The organism is Mesorhizobium sp. M0854 (assembly GCF_040319815.1).
GTDB lineage: Bacteria > Pseudomonadota > Alphaproteobacteria > Rhizobiales > Rhizobiaceae > Mesorhizobium.
In genome coordinates this window covers 19543-32586 of the sequence record NZ_JAMYOL010000001.1, presented here as the reverse complement: position 1 = coordinate 32586, position 13044 = coordinate 19543, and the positions used below count along the sequence as shown (strand labels likewise).

Below are 13044 nucleotides of genomic sequence, written 5' to 3'. Positions count from 1 at the left end.
ACCTACCTGCCGTAGTACAAAGTAACCGTGTGCTTGGCCTCGGCGAAGAACAGCCAGCGCTCGACCAGCATTCCGGCGAGTTGGGCGATTGGGGCGAGTATCGACAGTGCTGCCGCATAGGGCCACGGCAAGGCGAACGCCACCACCAGCAGCAACGCGGGCAAAGCAAAGGCCAGCACCTGCGTGATCTGGCGGAGTTTAGCGCTGTGCTTGCGCGCAATGCGAAAACCCATCTCCTTGAGCAGATAGTTTTCCTCGGTATGCGGCCATTCCAGCGACCGCACCGTGCCGCCGGAAAGCCCGGTTGCGGTGTTGGCGTTGGTCGGGATCTCCAGCCTGTCATTGTATCGCCAGGTCGCCAGCTTCAAACCCCAGCCGAGCGCGGTCAGCAACAGGGCAGCCGCCAGAAGCATATTCGAGCCTGCGGCAAATCCCTGCAGCAGGGCGTTGAGCAGTACGCTGCCGGTCATCGCCGAAAAGACCAGGTAGGCGGGCAGGGTGAAGCGGCTGTGCCACTGGGCAATCGGCTTCAACGACGCGTAGATCATGCCGGTGGTGCAGACGGTTGCGACCGCGCCGACGGCAGCGAGCAGCCCGGCGACAGCCGCCCAGCCGCTCGTACGGCCGAGGACCACCCAGCCAATACCGAACAGTCCCGCCGGCACGAAGGTGGCGACCGAGGCAACACCTTCGCGCGACAGCCATGAGCTACGCCATTGCGAGAAGGCACGCCAGGCGCGTTCGGGCCGGCCGAGATGGCCGGCCGACGACAGCAGGCCTGTCGAGATCAGGCCAAGCGCCAGCCCCATGCCGGTGAGGCCAAGCCAGAAATCGGGCGGGATAAAGCCCTGTCCAGCGAGCACGCCAAGCAGCGCGAGCAGGCCGTAACCGGCGCCCGTGGCCGTGGTGAAAAAGACGACGGAGAAGGCTGGATGCATGAAGGCACGGGTCAGTTCGAGAGCATGCGGTCGACCCAGCCGAGGAAGCCGCCTTCGGCCCGCACCGCTTCAAGCGCTGGCGCCGGCACCGATGCGGCGCGGGTGGTGTGGGCACGTGGCGGCAGATATTTGTTGGTCGGCTTATAGCCCATTTCCGGCATCAGATCGACACCGCCACGCTCGGCCACCAGTTGCGAGATAGCGGATGCCGGATCGCCCAGATCGCCAAAATGCCGCGCGCTGGTCGGGCAAGCAGCGACGCAGGCCGGCACGCGATCTTCTTCCGCCAGATTGTCGTTGTAGATGCGGTCGACGCACAACGTGCATTTCTTCATCACGCCGACATCGGTGTCGAACTCGCGCGCGCCATAGAGGCAGGCCCAGCTGCACAATTTGCAGCCGATGCATTTGTCCTCGTCGACCAGCACGATGCCATCCGACGCCCGCTTGTAGGAGGCGCCGGTCGGGCAGACCGTGACGCACGCCGGCGTCTCGCAGTGCAGGCAGGAGCGTGGGAAATTGACCGTGCGCCCACCCATCTCGGTCATGTGCTCATAACTGTGCACGCGGTTGAACCAGACGCCGTCGACATTGCCGCCATAGGGGTCGATGTCGGTTAGCGGCGCCATATGGCCGCCGGTGTTCCATTCTTTGCAGGCGGTAACGCAGGCCTGGCAGCCGACGCAGGTGTCGAGATCGATGACAAGGCCGAGCTTCTTGTCGGTATGGGCGGGAAGGCAAGTCATTCCGCGGCTTCTCTTTTCATGCGGAACTCGGCGCCGAAACTGAGCTTGTCGGGCGAGAGCTCAGAGTCCGGCAGCTGGCGGAACCGCTCGAACTGCGGTTCGGTGAAGCCCGCTTCCTCGGGCGCGCATTTGACGATGCGCACGCGCAGGTCGAACCATGCGGCCTGGCCCGTTACCGGGTCGGAATTCGAATAGCGTTTGCCGTTGGCATCGGCGGAGGTCTGGTCGCCGATGATGTGGTTGAGCAGGAAGCCGCGATTGGATTCGGCCGCGTCGTCCTTGAGCCCCCAGCTGCCGCGCCGTTTGCCGATCGCGTTCCAGGTCCACACCGTATCGGCGTTGACGCCGTCGGCCAGCTTGATCTGTCCTTTGACCTTGCCGTTGATGCTCTCGATCCAAACCCAATCGTCGTCGACAAGGCTGAGGCCGGCTGCCGTCCGGTAGTGCACGAACAGTCGGTTCTGGCTGGTGATCTGCCTTAGCCAGGCATTCTGCCCGCCCCAGGAATGGTACATGTGCATCGGCCGCTGCGTCAGCGCGTGCAGCGGATAGGCTTGGCTGTCGACCGCAGCCTCTTCGAAGGGCGCATACCAGAACGGCAGCGGATCCATATAGGTCTCGATGCGGCTGCGCTCCGCCTCCGGCGGCAGCACCCCGCCATGGCCGCGCGCCGCAAGGCGAAAGCGCTGCATCGGCTCCGAATAGAGTTGGAAGACGATCGGCTCGGCCTTCGGCATGAAGCCCATGCTCTCAGCCAATTCGAGATACGAGCGGTTGGCCATCTTGTAATAGCGCTGATCGGCGGCGAAATCCTGGTGCCAGAAGCCGCCATTATCTATGTAGCGCTGCAACTGGTCGGGATTGACCTCGCCCTTGCCGACCGAGGCCCCGTCCTTGCCGCGCCAGCCGGCGAGCGGACCGACACCTGGCGTGCGCTCGTGATTGACGATGTAGTCGGCATAGTCGCGGTATTTGGCGGAGCCGTCGTCATGAACGAAGCCGGGCAGACCGAGTCGCGCGCCGAGTTCGATCAGCACCGTCTGGAACGGCCTGACGTCGCGGTCCGGCTCGACGACCGGATGGCGGATGGCGTCGCCCGGACCGTCGGCATGGCTGATCGGCCGGTCGAGCAGACTGATACAGTCATGACGCTCGAGATAGGTGGTGTCCGGCAGCACCAGATCGGCAAAAGGCACGGTCTCGGCATAATAAGCGTCGGAATAGATGATGAACGGGATCTTGTACTCGCCCGACGCACCGACATCGGTCAGCATCGCCATCGTCTCGACCGTATTCATCGACGAGTTCCAGGCCATGTTGGACATGTACATAAACAGCGTGTCGATCTTGTAGGGATCGCCGGCCCAGGCGTTGCGGATAACCGTGTGCATGAGCCCGTGTGCGGCCAGCGGCGCATCCCAGGAGTAGGCCTTGTCGATACGAACAGGCTTGCCGCCTTCATCGATCAGCAGGTCCTCCGGTCCGCAGACGAAGCCGAGCGGCATGCCTTCGAGCGGTGTCATCGGCTTCACATTCTTGCCGGCGGGCATTGGACCCGGCGGCGCGGACCGCGGATAAGGCGGTTTGAAGCGGAAGCCGCCCGGCACGTCCACCGTGCCGAGAAGCACCTGAAGCAGATGAATGGCGCGGCAAGTGTGAAATCCGTTCGAATGGGCCGAGATGCCGCGCATCGCATGCATCGACACCGGGCGACCCTTGATGGTCTCGTGCCGGCGGCCGGCCCAGTCCGTCCAGGCCACCGGCAATTCGATTTGCTGTTCGAAGGCGACATGGGCGAGTTCTGCGGCAATGCGTCGGATGGTGTCGGCGGAGATGCCGCACCGGTCAGCGACGGCGTCCGGTGAATAGCTCTCGTCCAAATAACGGTCGGCGACGAGTTGGAAGACCGGCACGCAGCGGCGGCCGTCGACGAGAAAGCTGCCGGTCAATGCGGGCTTCGCGTCGGCATCGCTGGCATTGACAGGCATCTTCGCCACCCTGTCCCAAGCCTGCGGATTGCCGTCGCCATTGCGCATGAACAGCCCGTCATCGACAGCTCCAGGCTCCTGAACGACCAGGATGTGGGCATTGGTGTAGCGCAACAGGTACTCGAGATCGATGCGGCCAGCCTTCAGCAATTCATGGATGAGGGCGAATACGAACAGGCCGTCGGTGCCGGGCCGGATGCCGATCCAGTCGTCGGCAATTGCATTATAGCCGGTGCGGCAGGGATTGATTGAAACCACCTTGGCGCCGCGCGCCTTGAGCTTGCCGAGGCCGATCTTGATCGGATTGGAATCATGGTCTTCGGCAACCCCGAACAGCATGAAATATTTGGTGTTGTCCCAGTCGGGCTCGCCGAACTCCCAGAACGAACCGCCAATCGTGTAGAGGCCGCCGGCCGCCATATTGACCGAGCAGAAGCCGCCATGGGCGGCAAAATTCGGCGTGCCGAACTGGCTCGCCCACCAGCCGGTCAGCGATTGCGACTGGTCGCGCCCGGTGAAGAAGGCAAGTTTCTTCGGATCGGTTCGGCGGATGTTCGAAAGCCGTTCAGTCGCGATCGACAAGGCGTCCTCCCACTCGATTTCGCGGAACTCACCCGAGCCGCGCGGGCCGGTGCGCAGTAGCGGCTTCTTCAGCCGGGCCGGGCTGTAATGCTGCATGATGCCGGCGCTGCCCTTGCCGCACAGCACACCGCGGTTGACCGGGTGATCCTTGTTGCCGTTGATGTAGCGGACCTTGCCGTCCTTGATATGGACGTCGATGCCGCAGCGGCAGGCGCACATATAGCAAGTCGTCTTGGCGACGCTGTCGGAGACATCGGGCGACGTATCGACGCCGTCGCCTTCAGCGGGCGCGCGCGTATCGGCAAGCGGCCGTTGTGATGGTGCCGAATTGGCTCCGCGCAGCAGGTTGTTGGTCATGATCCGGTTATGCTCTTGCGCTCCGCGACCTTGGCTCTCGTCTTCGGACCTGGGCCGCGCATGTAATGTTGTTCCGGACGATAGCGTTCACCGACGAGCCGCCACCGCAGGCTGGGGGTCCAGTGCGCAAACACGGATTTGAACCGCCCCACCAATTCTACCCTCGACTGCTCTGGCGCGACTTTTTTCCAATTTCGGGCCAAAATTTAGAACAAAGCGACCGATCCGTCTAACAACTTGCTCTTGTAATTCCAATCGGATTTGCTTCTTAGTATCGGAATGACCCTGGACCAGTTGCGGATCTTCGTCGCCGTCGCCGAACGGGCGCACATGACCAAAGCGGCCGAGTTGCTGGGCATCTCACAGTCGGCCGCATCCGCCGCGATCCGCTCGCTCGAACAGCAGCATGGCGTCCAGTTGTTCAACCGCGTCGGCCGCAACATCGAACTCGCCGAGACCGGACGCCGATTCTTGCCCGAAGCCAAGGCGGTCCTCGAGCGGGCTGCGGCGGCCCACAATGTGCTGGAGCATGTCTCGCAGACGATATCAGGCAGTCTCTCGATAGCTGCCAGCCAGACCATCGCCAGCTATTGGCTGCCGCGCCGGCTCGCCTCTTTCCACGAAGCCTATCCTGCCGTCAGGCTGAGCGTGAGCATTGGCAACACCAGGCAGGTCGAGACCAATGTACTTGATGGCGCAGCCGATTTTGGCCTGGTCGAGGGGCGCACCGAATCCGACATTTTGCGGCGTGCCAAGGTCGATATCGATCGCATGATGCTGGTCGTGGCGCGCACGCACCCTGAGATCGCGGAAGTTTCGCCTGGACATCCCGACCTTGGCGGGCTTCGCTGGATCATTCGCGAAGGCGGGTCGGGCACGCGCGAGGCGCTGGAGGACCTTGCCCGACGCGACGGGGTTTCGTTCGCGGACCTGCAGATATTCCTGGTATTGCCGAGCAATGAGGCTATTCGCCAGGTGGTCGAGGCCGGAGCCGGCGCCAGCATCATCTCGGAACTCGTCGTCGCCCGCGCGGTCGCCGAAGGCAGTCTGCGTTCCGTGCCGATCGATCTGCCGAAGCGCGAATTTGCCATGATCACGCATCGCGACCGGCAGCCAAGCCTGGCCCAGATGGCGCTCAAGGCGCATCTCGGCGGCAAAGCTGAGAGATCCGCGCCGCTTTAAGCCGATCAGCCGAACTTCCGCTGCGCGTCGAGCGCCAGCCCAAGCCCGACCGAGCCGAACACATCGCCTTCGATTACCGAGGCCTGCGGCACCAGCGCCAGGATCTGCTGCCTGGCCAGCGGGATCGCGGTCGATCCGCCGGTCAAGAACACCGCGGTGATATCCGAGGCCTTCATCTGTGCGTCACGGATGGTCTGCTCGACCGTAGCCGCAACGCGCTCAATGTCCCTGGCTATGGTGGCTTCGAGACTCTTGCGCGTGATTTCTGCCGTGAACCTCACCTCCGGCAGCGCGACCTTGACATCGGCCGACGATCGGTCCGTCAGCTCGATCTTGGCCTTTTCAACCAGCGCCGCCAGCGCGTGGCCGTAACGATGCTCGACGATGTGGATGAAGCGGTCGACCAGGTCTGCGCGCTCTGCCTCGTAGCGGATCTGGCGCAGATGCGTCATCGCCCTTGCGGTATAGACCAGGTTGATGCGCTGCCACGTCGCCAGGTCGATGAAGTAGCTCGCCGGCAGATTACGTTTGCCATCCTTGGTCGGTGAGAGATGGCCGAGCTGCGGCATCACATGGGCGATGCTCAACAGCCGGTCGAAGTCGGTGCCGCCGATGTGGATGCCGCGGCTGGCCAGGATGTCGTCCTTGCGGTCAAGCGAGCGCGCGCGCTCGGGCGAGACCCGCACGATTGAGAAGTCGGACGTGCCGCCGCCCATGTCGACGATCAGCGCCAGTTCCTCGCGCGTCACCTTTTGTTCGTAGTCGAGTGCCGCGGCAATCGGTTCGAACTGGAAGGCGATATGTTTGAAGCCGTGGGCACGAGCGGCATTTTCGAGTTCGTGCTCCGCCTTGGCGTCGGCCTCGGCATCGTCGTCGACGAACTGCACGGGCCGTCCCAGCACGACGCTGTCGACCGCGTCATGGGCTTCTTCTTCCAGCTTCTTTTTCAGATGGCCGACGAACAGGCCGACAATCTCCATGAAGCCGATCGAGCGCGCCTTGATGCGCGTCTTTTCGTGGGCAAGCGAGCTGCCGAGCACACTCTTCAACGAGCGCATCAGGCGGCCTTCGATACTGTCCGTATAATTGGCAAGGGCGCGTCGCCCGAAATAGGTGCGGTTGTCCTCGAAATTGAAGAATACCGCACTGGGCAGCGTGACCTGGCCGTCTTCCAACGCCACCAGCCGCGGCTGCCCGTTCCTGACCACGCTCACGGTGGAATTCGAAGTGCCGAAGTCGATACCGGCAAATGCTGGTCGCATCGTGCGTTCCTGTAGTTCTGATTTGGGGAGCAGCAGCTCGTATCCGGTCGGGCCGGGGGTCGCGGTCTAACCCATACCCTCGGAAAGGGAAACCACTTTTACGAGAGTTCAGTCTTTCCTGAACACCAGTCTTCCGAGCCAGCCGGTCAGCATGGCCAGCGATACGGCAAAGACACCGTAGAGGAAGGAATAGTCGTGCGCGACGCGGAAGATCGACTGTTCGAAACCGGACTTGCGGATTTCGAGCTGGGCGGAGCTTTCCTTGATGAACAAGCCGCTCTTGAACAGGAAGGCGCGGGCCTTATGGGTGCCGACCGGAACGTTTGGGGCGAGCCTGACGGTGGCGCGGAACAGGTTCTGCGACAGGAACTGCACACCGCCGACATTCTCGCTGTAGAGGCCGGTCGCCGCCTTGCGTTCGCGCAGCGCGGCGGTGAACTCCTCGATTGTCGCCGGGCTGTCCTCCGCGTCGGCCGGCTGCAAATAGAGGTTGGAGGCGCCAAGCGACAGCTGCTTGTAGCTGTTCGGATCGGTGACGTCCTGCAGCGGCCGCGTCGTCGCCACCGAATAGGAGACAGGTACGTTTTTGAAGGTCTCCGACTCCAGATTGACCCAGACGCCGAGCACCCGGTCCTTGCGGCGCACGACGACCGGCCGAGCCGGGCCTTCCAGCACGACGATCACGTCGTAGCGCCCTTGCCGCGCGACAAGCGGATCGGCATTTTCCAGTGAGCCGAAAATGGTCAGGTCGGCGCCGGAAAAGCCGGCGGTAATCGAGACATTGTCGGTGGAAAGGCCGATCTGGATGTTTTCGGTTAGTGGCGCCTGCGCCTTCGCCGGTGGCGCAGCAGCCAGCAGCGACAGCAAGGCGGCGGCCGCGAGCGTCCTTAGGCCGGCCATCAGCTCAGGCCCACGCCGGACAGAGAATAGAGATTGGGCGGCGTGACGAAAAGATCGATGGCAAGCCGGATGGCTACCGCCAGCACGAGCAGCGCCAGCAGCGCCCTGAGTTGCTCGCCCCGCAGCCTCTGACCAGCCTTGGCGCCATATTGCGCGCCGGCGACGCCGCCTGCCATCAACAGGAAGGCGAGCATGACGTCGACCGTCTGGTTGGTGGTGGCGTGGACCAGCGTGGTGTAAGCCGAGGTGAAGATGATCTGGAACAGCGAGGTGCCGATGACGACGTTGGTCGGCACTTTCAAAAGGTAGATCAGGGCCGGCACCATGATGAAGCCGCCGCCGACGCCCATGATCGAGGACAGGAAGCCAATCGCCGCGCCCAGCCCAAGCACCGGAATGACGCTGACGAAGAGCTTCGAGGCCCTGAACCGCATCTTCAGCGGCAGGCGGTGGATCCAATTATGCTGGCTGGATTTCTTCAACACCGGTGCGGCGCCGCTGCGAGTGGCGCGCAGCGCATTGACGCTCTCGACCAGCATCAGTCCGCCGACGGTGCCGAGCAGCACGACGTAGAGCAGCGAGATGAACAGGTCGAGCTGGCCGAGCCGGCGCAGGAGCGCAAAGACATAGATGCCACCGGTCGAGCCGACGATGCCGCCGGCTAAAAGCACGCCGCCGAGCTTGAAGTCGAGCGTGCCGCGCTTCATGTGCGACAGGGCGCCGGAGAAGGAGGAAGCGATGACCTGGTTGGCGCCGGTGGCGACCGCGATTGCCGGCGGTATGTTGTAGAAGATCAGCAGCGGCGTAATGAGAAAGCCGCCGCCCACGCCGAACATGCCCGACAGGAAACCCACCGCCGCACCCATGGCCAGCAGCACGAAGATGTTGACGGAAATTTCCGCGATCGGGAGATAGATGCCCACCCGTCAGTCTCGATCAGTTTGCCTCCTGGCGAATGCAACCGTTGCGGGCATTTTGCGTCAGAAGGCTATCTCGTTCTTGCGCCGGCCGGGCCGTGAAGTCAAACTTCGCCGCACCGCCGAAACAAAAAACAACTCAATCAGTTAACAGGCAAATCTGTGGCAAGGGCGTCGCGGAAACGACGCATCCGCCGTTATTTACGCGCAAGCAGCGCCTTGACCAGCTTTTCGTCGATCGCGCCGGTTGCCTTCATATCGTTGTCGGCCTGGAAGGCCATGATCGCGTTCTTGGTTTTCTGGCCCATCATGCCGTCGGGATTGCCGGCCTCGTAGCCGTTCTTGTTGAGAATGCGCTGGATGTTCTGGACCGCTTTCTTCATGTCGATGCCGGCGGTCGTCTGCGGTGTGCCGTCCTGCCACGATTCAGGAACGTCGGCCGAATTGGCGGCTGGATCGAGCGGCTTGGCCTTCCACAGTTCAGCCGCGGCCCGCGCACGCTCCAGCTGCTCGGGCCTCAGCGCCTTGGCGATCTCGTCGCGCTTGGCCGCCGCATCCTTGTCGCCGGTCTTGGCGACGAGTGCGAACCATTTGTAGCTCTCCTCGAGGTTCTGCTTCATGCCGACGCCCTTTGCCGCGAGGATGCCGAGATTGAACTGGCTATCCTTGACACCGAGATCCGCCGCCGCCTCGAACCAGCGCGCTGCCGATTCATTGTCGGTCACGCCATCCGCCGCCATCGCAAACAGCACGGCAAGATTGTGCATCGCGCTGGCATTGCCCTGCGCTGCGGCAAGCTGGTACCAGGTTTTCGCTTTCTTGATGTCGCGTGCGACGCCGATGCCCTTCTCGTAGAAATTGCCGATGCGGTATTCTGCCGGTGCGAAACCGAGTTCGGCAGCTTTCTCATACCATTTGGCCGCCGCCGCCATGTCTTCTTTGACGCCGCGAGACTCGGCGTAGCGCGAGCCGATCTCGAACAGCGCTTTGGCGTCGCCGCCGGCCGCTGCATCGCGCAGGGCGGCCGGGCCGGCATCGGCCGGAACGTCGATCTTGGCAACGCCTGCCGCGGCAGCATCCGCCGGCGGCACCGTGCCGGTCGTGTCCTGCGTCGCAGCGGTGGCTATAGCAGGCGCGGCAGCCATTGGCTCGGCGTCGCTGGCCGTCGCCGCTGCCGGCGCGGGCACTGCGGCCGCGGTGTCTTGCGCCGCCAGGTCAGCGGGCGCCGCGGAAGCCGAGGGCGCCGTCGATGTCTCGGCTGCCGGTATAGCGGGGCCGGTTTGCGCCGCCGTGTCGTCCTTGGTTATCGATGCGGATGGCTCTGCCTGCCTGACGGTGGGCGACGGCGCGCTCTCCTGTGTTGTCGTCTGCGCGTCCGCCTTCGGCTCGCTGGCAACGCTGGCCAAAGCGGTTTCCGCCGGCTGTACGGCCACGGCCGGTGCCGCCTCATTGTCGGTGACTTCGACCGGGTCGGAGAAGAAGGCTTTGCCCAGTTGCAGGCCGGCAAGCGCCAGCATGATGGCGATTGCCCCCATCAGGATCGGCTTGCGCCGCGCCTTGAGCAGGTCGCCGATCCTGAGTGCCTTGACCGGGCCTTTCATCGTCGACTGGCGCTTGAGGGCGTCCGCCTCGGCGGCCGCCGCTTGCGCAGCCCGTCTGGCTGCCGCGATGAAGTCCGATTTCGCCGCCTCAGCGCCGCCTTCCCGGGTCGGCTGCCCGCGCTCGTCGCGCACGCGCTTCATGATGGCGCTGAGGTCGGGTGCGCCGGAGCCGGGTTCCAGTGGCCGGTTGGCGAGCTTGGGGTCGAGGGGCTCGTCGAGATCGACGCTCGGTACCTCGGCGCTCTGCGCCGAGCCTGCAAGCGGCGGCATCTCGGCGTCCTTCTTGCCCTTCAAGGCGCGCGCCAGCCCGCCTAACATCGATTTCCTGCCGCCGCCTTGCTCGGTTTTTTCACGCGTCGTGTCTGAACCGAGAGCCGCCAGGGCTGCTGCGGCGGCGGCCTCGGCTGGCGTACGCGGACCTGGCTCGTCGCGCACGAGCGCCGCGGCGCGGCCGTCGAGATCGGCCATGCTGCCCGTCAACGGCAGCGGCTGGTCGAGGTCCATCGACGGTGCGTCCTGCACCGAGATCTTGGATGGCCGGCCGAAACGCTTGCTCAACTCCGCGCTTGCCGGTTCACCCGTCTCCAATGAACCAAGCCTGTCAACGATCTTGAGCAGCGTATCGTGGATAGCCTCGAACGTTCTCGAATTGCGCTCGTCCGAACGGCGCGTCAGTGCCTCGAGCGTCTTCAGGTCCTGGGCGAGGCCGGTAACGGCCGCCGTGTTGGCGCTTGATCCGGCCAGTGAGCGGACGGCGCTCTCAGCCGCCTCGCGCGCCGCGCCGAGGATGGAATCGCGGGTTCCGGCCAGCGACTTCTCGATTTCGTTGAGACGCGGGCTGATGTCGTCGAATTCCGGCAGCGGCGTGCCGGGCTTGGAAAGATGCGCCGTCAGGCCGGCGACCTGCGCTTCAAGGCTGCGGATCAACGCCGGGTCGATGCTGGCGACCTGTGCCGCGGACGAATCCAGCCGGCTTGAGATGTCTTCGAGCCGGCTCTCCAGGCCACGGATCGCCGCCTCGTTGGCGGGATCTGGAACGCGCGTCTCAATCCGCTTGGCCAGCGCGGTGAAGCGGGCGTCGATGGCATCCATAATGCCGGCGCTATCGACCTGCGGCATGCGCTGGTCCAGCCTGTCGGCGACCTCGTCCAACCGGCGCTCAAGGTCGCGAAACAGCATGTTGCCTTGTTCGATTGCGTCGCCCTGGCGACGTTCCATCATGCTGGACAGCACGTCGAAGCGCTGCTCGAGCCCCTGGAAGATGTAGTCGGCGTCCGGCATGGCAGGTGCGTGGTCGATCTTGTCGGCAATAAGCGCGACTTGCCTGGCAAGGCGCTCCATCGCCTGTTCCGGCAGATTGGCTCGGCCGGCCAGTTCATCCACGCGGCTCGACAATGTGTTGAGACGGTCGATGACCTCCCGACCCGGACGATCCTGCGACACTTCTTCGATTTGCTGGGCCAGTGAATCGATCCGCTTCTCGATGCGTTCGAAGGGCTCGGGGTCGAACGAATTGGCTTGCGCGGCAACCGTCGAGGCGACGATCGCGCGGGAAATCTCGTCGAGCCGCTCGTCGATCTGACTGAATGTGTCGCCGCCGCGATTGTCCTGCTGGCGGGCGAAATGGTCGACCGCTCCGGCAAGCGTGCGGACCTTTTCCTCGAGCGAGCGCAGCGACAGCGATTCCGGCAGATTGCTGACGGCATTGCTGATCTGTTCGAGCCGCTCCGTTAGCGCCGACAGGCCGGGTGCATCGGAATGCTTGCGCTGATCGGCCTCGACGCGATCCTCGAAAGCGTTCCAGCGGCGGTCGAAATCGTCCCAGCGGCGTCCGACCGCCTGCACGCTCTCCTCGCGCGCCAGCGTATCGAGCGCGGCTTTGACCTGCTCAAGCTCGAGCCGCAGCATATTGACGCTTCTGTCGTCGCTTTTTTCGGCCAGTGTCTGGATGGCGCCGGAAAGCCGCTCGAATTCGACGCTGAGTTCGGCGCTGCCTTTGCCGCCGCCATTTGACTGGAAGGCTCGCTCAATATTCTTGCGCAGTACCTCGAACTCGCGTTGCAGGCCGGAGGTCATCTGCTGGCGCAACTCTTCGCGCAGGCCGCGCAATTCGCCGGCGATCTTGCCGGCTAGGGCGACGCCGTCCTCCTGGCCCCGCACCCGGTCGATATCGCGGGCGATCGCCTGGTAATTCTGGTCGAAAGCCGCTGCTGGACCTTTCGGCCGCTGCGCGCGTGGATCCTCATACCGGCGCTGCTGGCCATAGGGTTGGGCGCTGGGATAGCGTGGTTCTGCCGCTGGTCGGCGCGGATCGGCGTGGCTTGCCGTCTCCTCGCGCGTCCGCTCCAGCCGCTGCTCCAGAGTTTCCAGGGAGCGGTTGAGCTCTTCAAGCGTCGTGTGCGGCCGGCGTTGCCTGCCGGCGTTGAGTGTATCGAGGTAGGACCGCTTGCTGTTCATCAATGCGCCCGTTTCAGAATTGCTGGCTTTCACCAGGTTCCCAAAGTCCTGCCGGGACGAAGGCGACTGCTTGGCTTGTTGCAGTGGAAGACGAGCTTCCCGGTCTCATCCGCG

At 63.9% G+C, this 13044-nt stretch carries 8 protein-coding genes; 1 reads left to right on the top strand and 7 read right to left on the bottom strand.

What is annotated here, in order from left to right:
- Positions 1 to 2 precede the first annotated feature (2 nt).
- From NKH99_RS00125 to NKH99_RS00115, 3 genes are read right to left on the bottom strand one after another with little or no spacing between them, the layout of a single operon-like run.
- The gene (locus tag NKH99_RS00125) at positions 3 to 938 is read right to left on the bottom strand and encodes a dimethyl sulfoxide reductase anchor subunit family protein (RefSeq protein WP_352920660.1); all 936 of its coding nucleotides are present in this window, start codon (positions 936 to 938) and stop codon (positions 3 to 5) included.
- A gap of 11 nt (positions 939 to 949) precedes the next feature.
- Complete coding sequence (locus NKH99_RS00120; protein ID WP_353011867.1) at positions 950 to 1684, bottom strand: 4Fe-4S dicluster domain-containing protein; 735 nt, start codon at positions 1682 to 1684, stop codon at positions 950 to 952.
- The gene (locus NKH99_RS00115; RefSeq protein WP_353011864.1) at positions 1681 to 4611 is read right to left on the bottom strand and encodes a molybdopterin oxidoreductase family protein; all 2931 of its coding nucleotides are present in this window, start codon (positions 4609 to 4611) and stop codon (positions 1681 to 1683) included. The genes NKH99_RS00120 and NKH99_RS00115 overlap by 4 nt, the downstream gene beginning before the upstream one ends.
- A gap of 279 nt (positions 4612 to 4890) precedes the next feature.
- Here NKH99_RS00115 and NKH99_RS00110 point away from each other — a divergent pair, with 279 nt between their 5' ends.
- Complete coding sequence (locus NKH99_RS00110; protein WP_353011861.1) at positions 4891 to 5793, top strand: LysR substrate-binding domain-containing protein; 903 nt, start codon at positions 4891 to 4893, stop codon at positions 5791 to 5793.
- 5 nt (positions 5794 to 5798) lie between these two features.
- Here the strand turns inward: NKH99_RS00110 and NKH99_RS00105 are convergent, their stop codons facing one another.
- The 4 genes from NKH99_RS00105 to NKH99_RS00090 all read right to left on the bottom strand — a co-directional run bounded on the left by NKH99_RS00105 (position 5799) and on the right by NKH99_RS00090 (position 12930).
- A complete protein-coding gene (locus NKH99_RS00105) occupies positions 5799 to 7055 on the bottom strand; it encodes an Hsp70 family protein (protein WP_353011858.1) in 1257 nt (418 codons plus the stop codon).
- A gap of 108 nt (positions 7056 to 7163) precedes the next feature.
- A complete protein-coding gene (locus NKH99_RS00100; RefSeq protein WP_352455141.1) occupies positions 7164 to 7955 on the bottom strand; it encodes a TIGR02186 family protein in 792 nt (263 codons plus the stop codon).
- Positions 7955 to 8878, bottom strand: a complete 924-nt coding sequence (locus NKH99_RS00095; protein WP_353011855.1) for a sulfite exporter TauE/SafE family protein — start codon at positions 8876 to 8878, stop codon at positions 7955 to 7957. The genes NKH99_RS00100 and NKH99_RS00095 overlap by 1 nt, the downstream gene beginning before the upstream one ends.
- Before the next feature lie 191 nt (positions 8879 to 9069).
- The gene (locus NKH99_RS00090) at positions 9070 to 12930 is read right to left on the bottom strand and encodes a peptidoglycan-binding protein (protein WP_353011852.1); all 3861 of its coding nucleotides are present in this window, start codon (positions 12928 to 12930) and stop codon (positions 9070 to 9072) included.
- Positions 12931 to 13044 lie beyond the last annotated feature (114 nt).